This is a genomic window from Bradyrhizobium liaoningense (assembly GCF_018130825.1).
Taxonomy (GTDB): domain Bacteria; phylum Pseudomonadota; class Alphaproteobacteria; order Rhizobiales; family Xanthobacteraceae; genus Bradyrhizobium; species Bradyrhizobium liaoningense_B.
In genome coordinates this window covers 1-15664 of sequence record NZ_JAFCJS010000003.1, presented here as the reverse complement: position 1 = coordinate 15664, position 15664 = coordinate 1, and the positions used below count along the sequence as shown (strand labels likewise).

Here is a 15664-nt window from a genome sequence, read left to right as displayed (position 1 = left end):
AAGAGCTACCGCTCCGCCCGTCCGATCACCGCCATCAGCTCCGCGATTTTCGCGCGCTGGTCCGCCTTGTCGCCGCTCGCAATGGCGTGCTCGACGCAATGAGCGACGTGGTCCTTCAGGACCTCCTCCTCGACCCGGCGCAGCGCGGCGCGCACCGCCGAGATCTGCGTCACGATGTCGATGCAATAGCGGTCTTCCTCTACCATCTTCGAGAGGCCACGAACCTGGCCCTCGATCCGGCCGAGACGTTTTCCGACAGATGCCTTGATGTCCTTGCGCATGGGGTCTATATACCCCTACCGGGTATGGGTTGCAAGACCCGCTGGAAGGCCGGAGCATGGGAATGAACAAGAACGAACACGAGCATCAACACGACGCGGACGGTCACACCGGATGCGGCTGTTCCACCAAAGCTGCAGCGCCGGCGGCCAAGCCCGCGGCCTCGTGCTGCGGCGGCCACGGCGATCATGCCGGCCATGCCCATCATCACGCCCATGACCACGGTGACGCCGCGACCAAGGTCAAAGACCCCGTCTGCGGCATGACGGTCGATCCCGCGACATCGAAGCATCGCTTCGAACATCACGGCGAGACCTTCCATTTCTGCTCGGCCGGCTGCCGCACCAAGTTCGCCGCCGATCCTGCAAAATACCTCGCCAAAGAGAAGGCGCCCGAGCCCGAGATGCCCGCAGGCACGATCTATACCTGCCCGATGCATCCCGAGATCCGCCAGGTCGGCCCCGGCACCTGCCCGATCTGCGGCATGGCACTGGAGCCCGAAGTGGCGAGCCTCGAGACCGGTCCCAATCCGGAGCTCGCCGACATGACGCGGCGGTTCTGGATCGGCGGCGTGCTGTCGCTGCCGCCGGTGGTGCTGGAGATGGGCGGCCATCTCGCAGGCCCGCACAACTGGATCGATCCGACGCTGTCGAACTGGATCCAGCTGGTCTTCGCCACGCCCGTGGTGCTGTGGGCCGGCTGGCCGTTCTTCGTCCGCGGCTGGCAGTCGCTCGTCACGCGTAACCTCAACATGTTCACGCTGATCGCGATGGGCACGGGCGTTGCCTATGTCTACAGCGTGCTCGGCACGGTCACGCCGCAGATCTTCCCCGCCGCGTTCCGCGGCCATGAGGGCGCAGTCGCGGTCTATTTCGAGGCCGCGGCCGTCATCACCGTGCTGGTGCTGCTCGGCCAGGTGCTGGAACTGCGCGCTCGCGACGCCACGTCGGGCGCGATCAAGGCGCTGCTGCAGCTCGCGCCGAAGACCGCGCGCCGCGTCGACGCTGACGGCAGCGAGCATGAGGTCGAGATCGACACGCTCCATGCCGGCGACCGCTTGCGCGTCCGTCCCGGCGAGAAAGTGCCGGTCGACGGCGTCATCCTGGAGGGTCGCTCCTCGCTCGACGAGTCGCTGGTCACGGGCGAATCCATGCCGGTCACCAAGGAGACCGGCGCAAAAGTCATCGCCGGCACGCTGAATCAGTCGGGCAGCTTCATCATGCGTGCCGACAAGGTCGGGCGCGAGACGCTGCTGTCGCAGATCGTGCAGATGGTCGCGGATGCGCAGCGCTCGCGCGCGCCGATCCAGCGCTTGGCCGACCAGGTCGCCGGCTGGTTCGTGCCGGCCGTGATCGTCGTCGCAATCGCCGCCTTTGCCGCATGGGCCTGGTTTGGACCGGAGCCGCGGCTCGCCTTCGGCCTCGTTGCCGCCGTCAGCGTGCTGATCATCGCCTGCCCCTGCGCGCTGGGACTCGCGACCCCGATGTCGATCATGGTCGGCGTCGGCCGCGGCGCGCAAGGCGGCGTGCTGATCAAGAACGCCGAGGCGCTGGAGCGGATGGAGAAGATCGACACGCTCGTGGTCGACAAGACCGGCACGCTGACCGAAGGCAAGCCCAAGGTGGTGACGATCGTTCCGGCGTCCGGCTTCGCGGACGACGACATCCTGCGCATCGCGGCCACGGTCGAGCGCGCCAGCGAGCATCCCCTCGCCGACGCCATCGTGCGCGCGGCGAAGGAGAAGCAGCTCGCGCTCGGCCAAGTCGAGCAGTTCGACTCGCCGACCGGCAAGGGCGCGACCGGCAAGGTCGACGGCAAGACCGTCGTGCTCGGCAACGCAAAATATCTGTCGTCGATCGGTATCGACACCAGAACGCTCGACGCCGAGGCCGAACGGCTGCGCGGCGACGGCGCCACCGTGATCAACATGGCCATCGACGGCCGGCTGGCCGGCCTGTTCGCGATCGCCGATCCGGTCAAGGCTTCGACGCCGGAGGCGCTGAAGGCGCTGGCCGACGAAGGCATCAAGGTGATCATGCTGACCGGCGACAACCGCACGACGGCAGAGGCCGTGGCGCGCCGGCTCGGCATCACTGATGTCGAGGCCGAGGTGCTGCCGGACCAGAAGAGCGCGGTGGTGACCAAGCTGCAAAAGGCTGGCCGCAGCGTCGCAATGGCCGGCGACGGCGTCAACGACGCGCCGGCGCTGGCCGCCGCCGAGGTCGGCATCGCCATGGGCACCGGCACGGATGTGGCGATGGAAAGCGCCGGCGTGACGCTGCTCAAGGGCGATCTTGTCGGCATCGTGCGCGCGCGAAAACTGTCGCAGGCGACGATGAGCAATATCCGGCAGAACCTGTTCTTCGCCTTCATCTACAACGCCGCCGGCATCCCGATCGCGGCCGGCATCCTCTATCCGGCGTTCGGCGTGCTGCTCTCCCCGATCATCGCGGCGGCGGCGATGGCGCTGTCCTCGGTGAGCGTGGTCGGCAACGCGCTACGACTGCGTGCGACGCGGCTGTGAGTGTCGCAAAATCCGTGTAAAACAGGTCCATTCGGCGATATGCGCGGAGAGGACCTGATGCAGCGGATTACGATCACGATCGAGGACGACCTCCTGGCGGAGATCGACGCCGCGGCGGAGGCGCGGGGCTACCAGAACCGCTCCGAGATCATCCGCGATCTCGCGCGCGCCGGGCTGCAGCAGAGCACAGAGGACACCGCGCAGACCGGCCAATGCGTCGCCGGTCTCGTCTATGTCTACGACCACGCCGCGCGCGATCTCTCGAAACGCCTGGTGCAGGAATTCCACGGCCACCACGACCTCGCGCTGGCGACGCTGCACGTCCATCTCGACGACAACAATTGCATGGAGATGACGGCACTGCGCGGCGCCGCCGACGAGGTCCGGCATTTCGCCGACCACATCATCGCCGAACGCGGCGTACGCTACGGCCGCGTGGTGATGATTCCGACCGGTGAGGGCAAGCAGGTGAAGGCGCGCAAGCACGGACACCGGCACGAGTAGGCTACTCTGGGAGAGAGTGGCGACTCTTACCCTCCCCTGGAGGGCAGGGCTATCGCAGATGGCTTCTTGGTGACGGCCAGAGCAAGCGCCTCGTCCTTCGAGACGACCGCTTCGCGGTCTCCTCAGGATGAGGCTAGGCAGCATTGCCCCCGTTGAAATTGCTGCCGCGCACTCCGCCCTCATCCTGAGGGCCCGCCATCGGCGGGCGTCTCGAAGGATGCGCTGCGGGCGAGCTACCCGCCACGCATCTTCATATGCGATAGCCCTGGAGGGGGAGGGTAAGCAAGGGCTCGCGCCGCGTTCGCGGTCGACGGCAGCGCGGCCAGCCGCCCTTGCCGAAGCCGCATTCGGTATCTACCTCTCGCGAAGTGTTTACCTCAGAGGGTCCCCCATGCTGGATGCCGCCGTGAAGGCGCTGTCGCAAATGATCTCGCCGCCGATGCGCTCGATCCTGTGGCGATCGATCGGGCTTGCGCTCGTGCTGATCACCGTGCTGGCGATCGGCCTGCAGCGGCTCCTGAGCTGGTTTGCGACCTCTGGCGAAGTCTGGCTGGAGGGCCTGCTCGGGCCGGGCTGGCACTCATCGCTCGAGGTTCTCTCCTGGATCGTCTCGATTGCGGCAGGGCTTGGCGTCGTGTTCGGCGGCATCTTCCTCATGCCGGCGATCACCTCGCTGGTGGCGAGCCTGTTCGTCGACGACGTCGCCGAGATCGTCGAGCGCGAGCACTACCCCGGCGAGCGGCCGGGCGTCGCGCTGCCGTTCAGCCAGGCGATCCTCGAGGGCATCAAGACCGCGCTGCTGGCGATCCTGGTTTACCTGGCTGCGCTGCCGCTGGTGTTGTTCGCCGGCGCGGGCTTCCTGATCTTCTTCATCGCCGCCGCCTGGCTTTTAGGCCGTGAATATTTCGAGCTCGCCGCGATGCGCTTCCGCTCCCCGGAGGAAGCCAAGGCGATGCGGCGCGACAATGCCGCGACCATCTTCACCGCCGGCCTCTTCATCGCCGCCTTCGTCTCGATCCCGATCGTCAATCTGGCGACGCCGATCTTCGGCATGGCCTTCATGGTCCACATGCACAAGCGGCTGTCAGGCCCGCGCCCCGAGCTGATCGAGCCGGCGCGGCAGATGCGCTGACGACGGCCAGCGCGCGGGGCGGCTCAGACCGTCTTCTCCGGCCAGCGGCAGAGATCGTTGATCAGGCACACCTCGCAGCGCGGTTTGCGGGCGAGGCAGGTATAGCGGCCGTGCAGGATCAGCCAGTGATGGGCGTGCAGCATGAACTCGGCCGGGATCACCTTCTCGAGGCCAAGCTCGACCTCGAGCGGCGTCTTGCCGGGCGCAAGCCCCGTGCGATTGCCGACGCGGAAGACATGGGTGTCGACCGCCATGGTGTGCTCGCCGAAGGCCATGTTGAGCACGACATTGGCGGTCTTGCGCCCCGCACCGGGCAACGACTCGATCTCGGCGCGCGTGCGCGGCACCTCGCCGCCGAACTCGCTGAGCACTTTTGCCGACAGCGCAATCACGTTCTTGGCCTTGGTGCGATAAAGGCCGATGGTCTTGATGTAGTCGCGCAAGCGCTCCTCGCCGAGGTCGAGCATCTTCTGCGGCGTATCGGCGACCTCGAACAACGCGCGTGTCGCCTTGTTGACGCCGGCATCGGTCGCCTGCGCCGACAGCACAACGGCGACCAGCAGCGTGAACGGGTTGACGTGCTCGAGCTCGCCCTTCGGCTCCGGATTAGCCTTGCGGAAGCGGCTGAAGACCTCGTGGATCTCCGCCGGCGTCCAGGGTTTCATGGCCTTGAGCGATTTCTTCGCCGGGGTCTTCGGCTTGGCGACGGCCGCCTTTGCCTTTTTCTTCGGCACGGCGGCCTTGCGCGGGACCGGCTTGCGGGTGATTTTCGCCATGATCGGGATATACTGAGGGACGATGAGCACAGGCAACGAAATTGAGCGCGAGAACGAAGTGCAGATCTTCTCCGCGCTGCTGACGCCGCACCGCTCGCTGAACCGCACCGGCTTCCTCGCCGTCATGCTGTTCCTGAGCGTCGTCAGCTTTGCCACCGGCCTTGCCTTCCTGATGAAGGGCGCCTGGCCCGTGCTCGGCTTCTTCGGTCTCGACGTGCTCGTGGTCTGGTGGGCCTTCAAGGTCAATTTCGGCACGGGGCGGGCACGCGAGGAGATCACCGTCACGACCTCCGAGCTGCGCGTGAGGCGCATCAGCCATCGCGGTCAGGTCGCCGAATGGACCTTCAACCCGCTCTGGGTCCGCCTCGACATGGAAGTCGACGAGGATTTTGGCATCGAGCATCTCTATCTGATCTCACGCGGCCACCAGATCCAGATCGCAAGGTTCCTGGGTCCCGAGGAAAAGGCAAGCTTTTACAAAGGCTTGGTCGAGGCACTGAACGCCGCCAGGCGCGGGCCGACCTACAACCCGATCAGCTGATCCCAGTCGGAAATCGGGTGGTTTCATGGCCGCCCCTCTCCTACATTTCCGGTCATGATGACACTCGCAATCCATGACCAGCGCCTGGCCAAGCCGGGCCCCCAGAACGCCGCGCTGCGGGATTACGATTCCGTGCGCCGGGCGATCGCGTTCATCTCGGAGAACTGGCGCGCGCAGCCGACCATCGAGGCGATGGCGGATGCGGCCGGTGTCACGCCGGATGAGCTGCACCATCTGTTCCGCCGCTGGGCCTCGATCACGCCGAAGGCTTTCATGCAGGCGCTGACGCTCGATCACGCCAAGGGCCTGCTGCGGGACTCCGCCAGCATCCTCGATGCCGCGCTCGACTCCGGCCTGTCAGGCCCGGGCCGGCTGCACGATCTCTTCGTCACCCATGAAGCGATGTCGCCGGGCGAATGGAAGAACGGCGGCGCGGGGCTGACCTTGCGCTACGGCTTCCACCCCTCGCCGTTCGGCACCGCGATCGTGATCGCGACCGACCGCGGCCTCTCGGGCCTCGCTTTCGCCGATCCCGGTGACGAGAAGATCGCGCTCGCCGACATGACGCGGCGCTGGCCGAAGGCGACCTATGTGGAAGATCACGAAGGCACCGCGCCGCTCGCCGCGCGCATCTTCGACACGAAACTCTGGCGGCCCGACCAGCCGTTGCGCGTGGTCTTGATCGGTACCGATTTCGAGGTGCGGGTGTGGGAGACTCTGCTGAAAATTCCGATGGGGCGCGCGGTGTCCTATTCCGACATCGCCTGCAACATCAACAGCCCGAAGGCCTCGCGCGCCGTCGGCGCTGCGGTCGGCAAGAACCCGGTCTCGTTCGTCGTGCCCTGCCACCGCGCGCTCGGCAAGAGCGGCACGCTCACCGGCTATCACTGGGGCATCACCCGCAAGCAGGCGATGCTGGGCTGGGAAGCCGGGCGGGTCGGGGTGCAGTAAGTCGTCGTTCCGGCGAAGCTGCTGTAGGGTGGGCAAAGGCGCATAGCGCCGTGCCCACCATCTTTCTCAATCGCTGACGCTGCGTGGGCACGCTTCGCTTTGCCCACCCTACGGCACCGCGCGTGCGGCAAAGACTAACCCGCCAGATCCAGCTTCGACGCCACCGTCGAATCCGCATTGAGCCGGTAGATGATCGGCACGCCGGTGGCGAGCTCGCGCTTCAAAATGCCTTCCGGCGAGAGCTTTTCCAGCACCATGATCAGCGCGCGCAGCGAATTGCCGTGGGCGGCGACCAGCGTGCGCTTGCCGTTGAGCACGCCGGGCAGGATCTCCTGCACGTAGTACGGCAATGCGCGCGCGAGCGTGTCCTTCAGGCTTTCGCCGCCGGGCGGCGGCACGTCATAGGAGCGGCGCCAGACATGCACCTGCTCCTCGCCCCATTTCTTGCGGGCGTCGTCCTTGTTGAGGCCGGAGAGATCGCCATAGTCGCGCTCGTTCAGCGCGAGGTCCTTCGAGGTCGGCAGGCCCTCCTGGCCGAGCTCACCGAGGATGAGGTCGAGCGTGTGCTGCGCGCGCGTCAGCACCGAGGTGAAGGCGACGTCGAACACGAGGCCCTGCGCCTTCAGCTTGCGGCCGGCTTCCTTGGCTTCCTTCACGCCGAGCTCGGTGAGGTCGGGGTCCTTCCAGCCCGTGAACAGGTTCTTCAGATTCCATTCGCTCTGGCCGTGGCGCACGAGCACGAGGAGACGTTCGCTCATTGACTGCTTTCCGTTGGGTTCGATCAGATATCTGCGAGGCCGAGCACGTCGGCCATGGAGTAGTGCCCCGGCTTCTTGCCGTGTGCCCACAGCGCCGCCTTGAGCGCGCCGTGCGCGAACAGCATGCGATCCTCGGCCTGGTGCGACAGCGTCAGTCGCTCGAACGGACCGAGGAAGGTCACGCTGTGATCGCCGGCGACGGTGCCGCCGCGCAAGGAGGCGAAACCGATATTGCCCGGCCGGCGCGCGCCGGTAATGCCGTCGCGGCCACGCTCGGAATGGTCATCGAGGGTGACGCCGCGGCCGCTGGCTGCCGCCTGCCCCAGCATCAGCGCCGTGCCCGAGGGCGCATCGACCTTCATGCGGTGATGGGTTTCGACGATCTCGATGTCAAAGGTCTGGTCGAGCGCCTTGGCGACTCGCTTGACCACGGCGGCGAGCAGGTTGACGCCCAGGCTCATATTGCCCGACTGCACCACGACGGCGCGGTTGGTGACGCTCTTGATCACTGCATTGTCGGAGACGGAGAGCCCGGTGGTGCCGATGACATGCACGAGGCCGCGCTCGGCGGCGATGGCGACATTGGCGATGGTCGCGGCCGGCACGGTGAAATCCAGGATGCCGTCGGCATCCTTCGACATCGCCCAGAGATCGGCGGAGAGCTTGATGCCGTTGGCGGGCAGGCCCGCGAGCACGCCGGCATCCTTGCCGAGCAGGTCGGAGCCCGGCGCCTCCAGCGCGCCCGCCAGCACCGCGCCTTTGCTCTCGGCAATCGCCCGCACCAGCGCGCGGCCCATCCGGCCGCCGGCTCCTGCAACAATCAAGCGCATGTCGGACATGGTGTGATCCCTTTCGGAGGCCGTTGTAGCGGGGGGATGCAGTTCCGGCAACCGAGGCCCATGTGCGCGCGGCATGCTCCCACCCTCCCCTGGAGGGGGAGGGTCGATCGCGCGCAGCGCGAGCGGGGTGGGGTGACGGTCCCTCCGCGACGAACAGTGCCCGAGTGGAGAGATCACCCCACCCCGTCACGCAATCTCGCTTCGCTCGATTACGTGCCGACCCTCCCCCTCCAGGGGAGGGTAAGCGAGAAATCGTGTTCAGCCGTCCTGCGGCTGCGGGCCGTCATAGCCCTCGATGATGATGAGGTCGGCGATCGAGTGTGGCGCGCGTACCTTGATGTTGGCTTGGTACTCCGGCGAGTTGTAGCAGGCGATCGCGGTCTGATAGTCCGGGAATTCGATGACGACGTTGCGGGTGCGGCTGGCGCCCTCGACGGTGGTGAACTTGCCGCCGCGGATGACGAAGCGGCCGCCCCATTTCTTGAAGATCGGGCCGTTGGCGACGACGTAGGGCTTGTAGCCCTCGTCATTGTTCACATCGACGCGGCCGATCCAGTAGCCTTTTGCCATTGTTCTTCTCCCTGTTGTCGGTAGTTAGCCGAGAGCTTGCGCGATCTCGGCGTGGATGGCTTCCGCGACCGCCTTGGGATCGGCGGCTTCCACAACCGGGCGCCCGACGACGAGGTAATCGGCGCCGGCGGCAATCGCGCGGCCCGGCGTCATGATGCGTTTCTGGTCGCCGCTGGCCGAGCCTGCCGGGCGGATGCCGGGGGTAACGAGGTTCATCTGATGGCCGACGATCTTGCGCAAGGCTCCGACCTCCTCCGGCGAGGACACGAGGCCATCGACGCCGAGCACCTGCGCCTGCTGCGCGCGCGCCTCGACCAGCTCGGAGACGCTGAGCCGATAACCCGCGGCGTGCAGATCGTCGTCGTTGTAGGAGGTCAGCACCGTGACGGCGAGGATCTTTAGCTTCGAACTGCCGCGGCCTTCGACGGCGCCCTTCATGGTCTGCGGGTAGGCGTGCACGGTGAGGAAGGTCGCGCCCAGCCTGGTAATGCTCTCGACGCCTTGCGCCACCGTGTTGCCGATGTCGTGCAGCTTGAGATCGAGAAAGACCTTCTTGCCCTGGTCGGCGAGCTTGGCGACGAGCGGCAAGCCGCCGGCATAAGCGAGGCGATAGCCGATCTTGTAGAAGGTGACGCTGTCGCCGAGCTTCGCGATCATCGCCTCCGCGGCATCGACGCTCGGCAGATCGAGCGCAACGATCAGGCGGTCTTTCGGAGCGATTTCGGCTGGCGTCATGTCACCTCACATCATGCGTTGGGAAACGTCGATCAACTGCGCGACCAGCTCCTTCAACGCGGCGATATCGCCCTCGTTCTTCAGCCTGTCCATATCGTCATAGGCCTGGTCGGCAAAGGCGAGCGCGAGCTGGCTGGCAATCACATTGGCGTGGCAGGAGGTCAGGATCAGGCGCAAGGCCTGGAGCGCACGGGCCGCACCTAACCGGCTCTGCGAAGCGCCGGCGAGCGCAAAGGTGCGATTGCGGAACACCGCACCGCGCGCCTCGTGCAGATCGTGGACGCGGCTGACCCAGTCGATCGCGTTCTTCAGGAGCGGCGGCACCGAGGCATTGTATTCGGGCGAGACGATCAGCACGCCGTGATGCGCGCCGATCATGCGCTTCAGATTGATCGCGTTCTTGGGCACGCCGGACTTGGCCTGGAGATCGCCGTCATAGATCGGCAGCGGAAAATCGGCGAGCGAGATGCGGGTGACGTCGACGCCGGCCCGGACGAATTCATAGGCTATGACCGCCGCCAGCTTCGCATTATGCGAGCCGGTGCGCAGCGAGCCGGGAATGACCAGGATTTTGGGTGCGGACATCCGCTTCCATGCGTTCGGCGAAACGAGCCCGCCGCGCGAAGAAGAACGCCGGCGGAATTAGTCCTTGCGATACACCCAGACGCGGGCCGGCGGAAGGTTCATCCAGATCCGTTCCGAGGCCTCTGTGGACACGCCGGGCAGCGATTTCGGGATCGGCGGCACCACCGCATAGGTGAACTGGACGAAGGGCGCGCCGGGCGCCAGCGCCGTGAAGGCATCGCGAATGAGCCGCAGCCGCGTCAGCATCGGTTTTGTGACCAGCGGCAGGCCGGAGACGACGGCCGAGGCGGGTGCGCTCAGCACGTTCCAGAGCGTGTCACGCAGCCGATAGGCATCGCCCTGCACGACCTTGGCCTGCGGGTAGCGGTCACGCAGCAGCGCGCAGAAGCCGGGATTGTATTCGACGAGGACGAGACGCTTCTGGTCGATGCCGCGCTCGATCAGCGCCGAGGTGATGGCGCCGGTGCCGGGCCCGAGCTCGACCACCGGGGCGTCGGAATCGACGTCGACATAGTGGGCCATGGTCCGGGCCAGGAGCTTGCCCGACGGCATCACCGCGCCCATGTGGAGGGGCTTTTCGATCCACGATCTCAGAAAGCGCACCTCGTCGTCGAGACGAGGCTTCTTCAACGCGCGCGCGGACGATGGCAATGGCATGTCAGGACCGGACGGGACCGCGGGACCGCGGCGTGTCAGAAAATGGTCATAAACAGGTATAGGCCGCAGACGATACGGTCAAGCCGGCTCAGTTCGCCCGATTACCGAAGAAGTCCTTGACCTTGGCGAAGAAACCCTCGGATTCCGGCTGGGTGTTGCCGGAGGAGAGCTTTTCGAACTCGGCGAGCAATTCCTGCTGCTTCTTGGTGAGGTTCTGCGGGGTCTCGACCACGACCTGAACATACATGTCGCCGGTCTGGCGCGAGCGCAGCACGGGCATGCCCTTTGATGCAATGCGAAATCGACGATTGGACTGGGTCCCGGCCGGCACCTTCACCTTGGCCTTGGCCTTGTCGATGGTCGGCACCTCGAATTCGCCGCCGAGCGCGGCTGTCACCATCGAGATCGGCACCCGGCAATGCAGGTCGGCGCCGTCGCGCTGGAAGAACTGGTGCTGGACCAGCGACAGGAAGATGTAGAGGTCGCCGGGCGGACCACCGCGCACGCCGGCCTCGCCTTCGCCGGCGAGCCTGATCCGCGTGCCATCCTCGACGCCGGCGGGAATGTTGACCGACAGCGTGCGCTCGCGGGTGACGCGGCCTTGGCCCGAGCAGGACGGACAGGCGTCCTCGATCATCTGGCCGCGGCCCTGGCAGCCCGGACAGGTGCGTTCGAGCGTGAAGAAGCCCTGCGACTGCCGCATGCGGCCGGCGCCGCCGCAGGTCGAGCAGGTCTTCGGCTTGGTGCCGGCCTTGGCGCCGATGCCCGAGCAGGCCTCGCAAGTGACCGAGACCGGGATCTCGATCTGCGCGGTCTTGCCGCCAAAGGCTTCCTCGAGCGTGATTTCCATGTTGTAGCGCAGGTCAGCACCGCGCTCGCGGCCGCCGCGGCCGCGCTGTCCGGCCATGCCGAACAGGTCCTCGAAAATGTCGGAGAAAGAGGAGGCGAAGCCGGCGCCGAAACCGGCGCCGCCGCCGGGACCGCCCTGCTCGAAGGCGGCATGGCCGAAGCGGTCATAGGCCGCGCGCTTGTCCTTGTCCTTCAGGACCTCGTAGGCCTCGTTGATTTCCTTGAACTTGACCTCGCTGGTGTCGTCCCCGGGATTGCGGTCGGGGTGGAACTTCATCGCCAGCTTGCGGAAGGACGATTTCAGGACGGAATCGTCAGCGGAGCGTTCGACTTCGAGGGTTTCGTAATAGCAGCGCTTGGTGGACATGGCGGGCTCGGTCTATCCAATCGCGAGTCAAGTCGGAGCGAAACGATGTCGCCACGCGACCATATAGGCAGCCTTCCGCCTTGCGGCAGAGGGCGGCACGGCGGCGTTGCGAATAACGGCTGGGAATTGATTGATCATAACGAGCGTCCCGCCCGTCCGTCCCGACACGACGGCCTCCCCCGCGAGGGAGGAGGCCGGTAGCGTGTGTGGGGTCCAAGCCGTCCGCATCATCACCCTCTCAGGGTTCAGGCGGACTTCTTGTTGTTCTTGTCGTCGTCGACTTCGGTGAACTCCGCGTCGACGACGTCGTCCTTGGCCGCGTCCTTCTTGGCGTCGGCCTCGGCCTGCTGCTTGTACATGGCCTCGCCGAGCTTCATCGAAGCCTGGGCCAGCGTCTGGGTCTTGGCCTTGATCGCCTCGGCATCGTCGCCCTTCAGCGCTTCCTTGAGGTCGCTGACGGCATCCTCGATGGCGCGGCGCTCGGTCTCGGCGACCTTCGAACCGTGCTCGGCCAGGGCCTTCTCGGTCGAATGCACCAGGCCATCCGCCTCGTTCTTGGCGGTGACGGCCTCGCGGCGCTTCTTGTCCGCCTCGGCATTGGCCTCGGCGTCCTTGACCATCTTCTCGATGTCGGCTTCCGACAGGCCGCCCGAGGCCTGGATGCGGATCTGCTGCTCCTTGCCGGTGGCCTTGTCCTTGGCCGAGACGTTGACGATGCCGTTGGCGTCGATGTCGAAGGTCACCTCGATCTGCGGCATGCCGCGCGGAGCCGGCGGAATGCCCATCAGGTCGAACTGGCCGAGCATCTTGTTGTCGGCCGCCATTTCACGCTCGCCCTGGAAGACGCGGATGGTGACGGCATTCTGATTGTCTTCAGCCGTCGAGAACACCTGGCTCTTCTTGGTCGGGATCGTGGTGTTGCGGTCGATGATGCGGGTGAACACGCCGCCCAGCGTCTCGATGCCCAGCGACAGCGGGGTCACGTCGAGCAGCAGCACGTCCTTGACGTCGCCCTGGAGCACGCCGGCCTGGATCGCGGCGCCGATCGCCACGACTTCGTCCGGGTTGACGCCCTTGTGCGGCTCCTTGCCGAACAGCTGCTTCACGACTTCCTGGACCTTCGGCATGCGCGACATGCCGCCGACCAGCACGACTTCGCCGATCTCACCGGCGGTGACGCCGGCATCCTTCAGCGCCTTGCGGCAGGGCTCGACGGTCTTCTGGATGAGGTCGTCGACCAGCGCCTCGAACTTGGCGCGGGTGAGCTTCATCGTCAGATGCTTCGGGCCGGTCTGGTCCGCGGTGATGAAGGGCAGGTTGATCTCGGTCTGCGTCGTCGACGACAGCTCGATCTTGGCCTTTTCAGCGGCTTCCTTCAGACGCTGCAAAGCGAGCTTGTCGTTGCGCAGGTTGATGCCCTGCTCCTTCTGGAACTCGTCGGCGAGATAGCCGACCAGGCGCATGTCGAAGTCTTCGCCGCCGAGGAAGGTGTCGCCGTTGGTCGACTTCACCTCGAACACGCCGTCGCCGATTTCGAGAATGGAGATATCGAAAGTGCCGCCGCCGAGGTCGTACACGGCGATCGTGCCGGCCTTGGTCTTGTCGAGGCCATAGGCGAGCGCGGCCGCGGTCGGCTCGTTGATGATGCGCAGCACTTCAAGGCCCGCGATCTTGCCGGCGTCCTTGGTCGCCTGGCGCTGGGCGTCGTTGAAGTAGGCGGGAACGGTGATGACGGCCTGATCGACCTTCTGGCCGAGATGGGCTTCCGCGGTCTCCTTCATCTTCTGCAGGATGAAAGCCGAGACCTGCGAGGGCGAGTAGGTCTGGCCGTCGGCCTCGACCCAGGCGTCGCCGTTGGAAGCCTTCACGATCTTGTACGGAACGAGCTTCTTGTCCTTCTCGACCATCGGGTCGTCGTAGCGGCGGCCAATCAGGCGCTTCACTGCGAAGAACGTACGCTCGGGATTGGTAACGGCCTGGCGCTTGGCAGGCTGGCCGACGAGGCGCTCACCGTCGTCCGTCACGGCGACGATCGAAGGCGTCGTGCGCATGCCTTCGGAATTCTCGATGACTTTGGCGTTTTTGCCATCCATCACGGCGACGCACGAGTTCGTGGTGCCGAGGTCGATCCCAATGACCTTTCCCATGGTCCTGATATCCTTCGTTTTGCGGCAGGTTGGCTGGGCCCAGAAGGCACCCGAACCGAAACCCCCTAAGATCAAACATCCGCGATATTGCGATGATTGAGGCTCATATAGGAGGGGGGGAGGGGGCCGCAAGGACCGAAGCAACGTTTCGGCCGTGAAAACATTGGGTTTTAAGAGCTCATATCCGGGCTCAACCGCCCTTGCGGGTGAGGAAATATTAACAGGTCCGCCGTTCCGCCACCCCGCCCCCGCAAGCCGCCACACCCTGTTACGGCGGGGCCAAAACCGCTAAAAGGCGGGCCGGCCGACAGCCGCGCCAAGGCTGCTTCGCGCGACAAAGCGGCCCGGTGGCCGACCATCGAACGGCCTCAATGTGAACCAATCAGAGTGCCCATGAAGCTGATCCGCCCCCTCGCCGCGCTCGCCCTCCTCGTTGCCTCCGCGCTCCCGGCCCTGGCTGCCGACGCCATCTTCCCGCCCGGCCTGCGCCTCGGCATGGTGCCCCTGGTCGGCCTCAGCACGGCCAAGACCTTTCCAGGCTTCGAGAGCGAGGACGGCAGCGTCAAGGTGCTGATCACAGAGCTGCCGCCGGCCGCCTATGGCGAGGTCGTGAGCGCCTTCAATTCCAATCCGGCCGGCGCTGGCGGCGTCAAGCAGGACAAGATCGAGACCCCCGCGGGTCTTGCCTATTTCACCACCGAGAGCGGCAAGGCCGGCGATACCCCGGTGAAACGCTATTCGATGATCGTGCCGGGCGCCGGCTTCTCCGGCTATGTCGCGGTGCAGATCCCGGAGAACGCGACCAAGATCTACACCGACGAGGCGGTGCGCCAGATGTTCGCGACCGCCACCACCCGCAAGCAGGTCTCGGCCGAAGAGCAGATCGCGCTGATGCCGTTCAAGATCACCGATCTGGCCGACTTCAAGGACATCCGCACGCTGGCGCCGGGCGCCAGCATCATCCTGGCCGACGGCAACGAGAGCGCAGGCTATGAGTCGAAGCCGTTCATGATCCTCGGCCTGATCGGCGCCACCCCGCAAGCCGCCGACGATCGCGCCCGCTTCGCCCAGGAGGCCGCGCTCCAGATCCCCGGCGTGCGTGAATCCCGCGTCACCATGTCGGAGCCGATCCGCATCAACGGCCAGCAGGGCTTCGAGACCCGGATCGACGGCGTCAGCGGCAAGGACAAGACGCCGGTGACCGTCGTGCAGTGGATCCGCTTCTCGAGCGGCGGCGCCTCGCTGCGCATCATCGCCAGCGCCCCGCGCGACCAGTGGCAGGCCGCCTTCTCCCGCTTCCGCGCCGTGCGCGACGGGATCCAGCCGAAGGGGTAGGCCGAGGCGCTCCAACACACTCGGTGTCGTCCCGGCGGAGGCCGGGAGGTGGATTCACACTCGAAGTGCAACACTTGGGAGAAGGCCTCTGCCGGGGTCCTGAAGTCAAGGCACT

16 protein-coding genes are annotated in these 15664 nt (G+C 65.9%); 6 read left to right on the top strand and 10 right to left on the bottom strand.

Annotated features, from left to right (window positions below; genetic code table 11):
* Positions 1 to 5 precede the first annotated feature (5 nt).
* A complete protein-coding gene (locus tag JQ603_RS13625) occupies positions 6 to 281 on the bottom strand; it encodes a metal-sensitive transcriptional regulator (RefSeq protein WP_063198826.1) in 276 nt (91 codons plus the stop codon).
* A 62-nt stretch (positions 282 to 343) separates the two neighbouring features.
* Here JQ603_RS13625 and JQ603_RS13620 point away from each other — a divergent pair, with 62 nt between their 5' ends.
* The 3 genes from JQ603_RS13620 to JQ603_RS13610 all read left to right on the top strand — a co-directional run bounded on the left by JQ603_RS13620 (position 344) and on the right by JQ603_RS13610 (position 4439).
* On the top strand, positions 344 to 2803 hold the full coding sequence (locus tag JQ603_RS13620; RefSeq protein ID WP_212340028.1) for a heavy metal translocating P-type ATPase: 2460 nt from the start codon (positions 344 to 346) through the stop codon (positions 2801 to 2803).
* 57 nt (positions 2804 to 2860) lie between these two features.
* Positions 2861 to 3307 (top strand): nickel-responsive transcriptional regulator NikR, encoded by a 447-nt coding sequence (nikR, locus tag JQ603_RS13615; protein WP_211403355.1) that lies wholly within the window; start codon positions 2861 to 2863, stop codon positions 3305 to 3307.
* Positions 3308 to 3698: 391 nt separating this feature from the next.
* A complete protein-coding gene (locus tag JQ603_RS13610) occupies positions 3699 to 4439 on the top strand; it encodes a sulfate transporter family protein (protein WP_212340026.1) in 741 nt (246 codons plus the stop codon).
* 23 nt (positions 4440 to 4462) lie between these two features.
* On the opposite strand, the gene nth is transcribed toward JQ603_RS13610, so the two are convergent.
* Positions 4463 to 5215: an endonuclease III gene (gene nth / locus JQ603_RS13605; RefSeq protein ID WP_212340024.1), complete on the bottom strand. Its 753-nt coding sequence runs from the start codon at positions 5213 to 5215 to the stop codon at positions 4463 to 4465.
* Between the two features lie 22 nt (positions 5216 to 5237).
* On the opposite strand from nth, the gene JQ603_RS13600 reads away from it, so the two are divergent.
* The gene (locus JQ603_RS13600) at positions 5238 to 5756 is read left to right on the top strand and encodes a DUF2244 domain-containing protein (RefSeq protein ID WP_212340022.1); all 519 of its coding nucleotides are present in this window, start codon (positions 5238 to 5240) and stop codon (positions 5754 to 5756) included.
* Between the two features lie 54 nt (positions 5757 to 5810).
* Complete coding sequence (locus tag JQ603_RS13595; RefSeq protein ID WP_212340020.1) at positions 5811 to 6707, top strand: methylated-DNA--[protein]-cysteine S-methyltransferase; 897 nt, start codon at positions 5811 to 5813, stop codon at positions 6705 to 6707.
* Between the two features lie 134 nt (positions 6708 to 6841).
* Here JQ603_RS13595 and JQ603_RS13590 read toward each other — a convergent pair whose 3' ends face one another.
* From JQ603_RS13590 to dnaK, 8 genes are all read right to left on the bottom strand, one after another.
* On the bottom strand, positions 6842 to 7465 hold the full coding sequence (locus JQ603_RS13590) for a 2,3-bisphosphoglycerate-dependent phosphoglycerate mutase (protein WP_018645020.1): 624 nt from the start codon (positions 7463 to 7465) through the stop codon (positions 6842 to 6844).
* Positions 7466 to 7488: 23 nt separating this feature from the next.
* The gene (gene dapB / locus JQ603_RS13585) at positions 7489 to 8304 is read right to left on the bottom strand and encodes a 4-hydroxy-tetrahydrodipicolinate reductase (RefSeq protein ID WP_212340019.1); all 816 of its coding nucleotides are present in this window, start codon (positions 8302 to 8304) and stop codon (positions 7489 to 7491) included.
* 258 nt (positions 8305 to 8562) lie between these two features.
* A complete protein-coding gene (locus tag JQ603_RS13580; RefSeq protein ID WP_212340018.1) occupies positions 8563 to 8874 on the bottom strand; it encodes a DUF1330 domain-containing protein in 312 nt (103 codons plus the stop codon).
* A gap of 24 nt (positions 8875 to 8898) precedes the next feature.
* Positions 8899 to 9609 carry an orotidine-5'-phosphate decarboxylase gene (gene pyrF, locus JQ603_RS13575; RefSeq protein WP_212340016.1) on the bottom strand — a complete coding sequence of 237 codons (711 nt, stop codon included), beginning with the start codon at positions 9607 to 9609 and terminating at the stop codon, positions 8899 to 8901.
* 6 nt (positions 9610 to 9615) lie between these two features.
* Positions 9616 to 10194 (bottom strand): NADPH-dependent FMN reductase, encoded by a 579-nt coding sequence (locus JQ603_RS13570; RefSeq protein WP_212340014.1) that lies wholly within the window; start codon positions 10192 to 10194, stop codon positions 9616 to 9618.
* A 57-nt stretch (positions 10195 to 10251) separates the two neighbouring features.
* Positions 10252 to 10851, bottom strand: a complete 600-nt coding sequence (locus tag JQ603_RS13565; RefSeq protein WP_212340012.1) for a class I SAM-dependent methyltransferase — start codon at positions 10849 to 10851, stop codon at positions 10252 to 10254.
* An 88-nt stretch (positions 10852 to 10939) separates the two neighbouring features.
* Positions 10940 to 12067 (bottom strand): molecular chaperone DnaJ, encoded by a 1128-nt coding sequence (gene dnaJ, locus JQ603_RS13560; protein ID WP_212340010.1) that lies wholly within the window; start codon positions 12065 to 12067, stop codon positions 10940 to 10942.
* A 245-nt stretch (positions 12068 to 12312) separates the two neighbouring features.
* The gene (dnaK, locus tag JQ603_RS13555) at positions 12313 to 14214 is read right to left on the bottom strand and encodes a molecular chaperone DnaK (RefSeq protein ID WP_018645013.1); all 1902 of its coding nucleotides are present in this window, start codon (positions 14212 to 14214) and stop codon (positions 12313 to 12315) included.
* Positions 14215 to 14607: 393 nt separating this feature from the next.
* Here dnaK and JQ603_RS13550 point away from each other — a divergent pair, with 393 nt between their 5' ends.
* The gene (locus JQ603_RS13550) at positions 14608 to 15549 is read left to right on the top strand and encodes a hypothetical protein (RefSeq protein ID WP_212340009.1); all 942 of its coding nucleotides are present in this window, start codon (positions 14608 to 14610) and stop codon (positions 15547 to 15549) included.
* Positions 15550 to 15664 lie beyond the last annotated feature (115 nt).

What these genes read in the sequence shown, in the direction of transcription:
- JQ603_RS13625 (WP_063198826.1), bottom strand. Translation starts at nt 281, where the DNA reads ATGCGCAAGGACATCAAGGCATCTGTCGGAAAACGTCTCGGCCGGATC.
- JQ603_RS13620 (WP_212340028.1), top strand. Translation starts at nt 344, where the DNA reads ATGAACAAGAACGAACACGAGCATCAACACGACGCGGACGGTCACACC.
- nikR (WP_211403355.1), top strand. Translation starts at nt 2,861, where the DNA reads ATGCAGCGGATTACGATCACGATCGAGGACGACCTCCTGGCGGAGATC.
- JQ603_RS13610 (WP_212340026.1), top strand. Translation starts at nt 3,699, where the DNA reads ATGCTGGATGCCGCCGTGAAGGCGCTGTCGCAAATGATCTCGCCGCCG.
- nth (WP_212340024.1), bottom strand. Translation starts at nt 5,215, where the DNA reads ATGGCGAAAATCACCCGCAAGCCGGTCCCGCGCAAGGCCGCCGTGCCG.
- JQ603_RS13600 (WP_212340022.1), top strand. Translation starts at nt 5,238, where the DNA reads ATGAGCACAGGCAACGAAATTGAGCGCGAGAACGAAGTGCAGATCTTC.
- JQ603_RS13595 (WP_212340020.1), top strand. Translation starts at nt 5,811, where the DNA reads ATGATGACACTCGCAATCCATGACCAGCGCCTGGCCAAGCCGGGCCCC.
- JQ603_RS13590 (WP_018645020.1), bottom strand. Translation starts at nt 7,465, where the DNA reads ATGAGCGAACGTCTCCTCGTGCTCGTGCGCCACGGCCAGAGCGAATGG.
- dapB (WP_212340019.1), bottom strand. Translation starts at nt 8,304, where the DNA reads ATGTCCGACATGCGCTTGATTGTTGCAGGAGCCGGCGGCCGGATGGGC.
- JQ603_RS13580 (WP_212340018.1), bottom strand. Translation starts at nt 8,874, where the DNA reads ATGGCAAAAGGCTACTGGATCGGCCGCGTCGATGTGAACAATGACGAG.
- pyrF (WP_212340016.1), bottom strand. Translation starts at nt 9,609, where the DNA reads ATGACGCCAGCCGAAATCGCTCCGAAAGACCGCCTGATCGTTGCGCTC.
- JQ603_RS13570 (WP_212340014.1), bottom strand. Translation starts at nt 10,194, where the DNA reads ATGTCCGCACCCAAAATCCTGGTCATTCCCGGCTCGCTGCGCACCGGC.
- JQ603_RS13565 (WP_212340012.1), bottom strand. Translation starts at nt 10,851, where the DNA reads ATGCCATTGCCATCGTCCGCGCGCGCGTTGAAGAAGCCTCGTCTCGAC.
- dnaJ (WP_212340010.1), bottom strand. Translation starts at nt 12,067, where the DNA reads ATGTCCACCAAGCGCTGCTATTACGAAACCCTCGAAGTCGAACGCTCC.
- dnaK (WP_018645013.1), bottom strand. Translation starts at nt 14,214, where the DNA reads ATGGGAAAGGTCATTGGGATCGACCTCGGCACCACGAACTCGTGCGTC.
- JQ603_RS13550 (WP_212340009.1), top strand. Translation starts at nt 14,608, where the DNA reads ATGAAGCTGATCCGCCCCCTCGCCGCGCTCGCCCTCCTCGTTGCCTCC.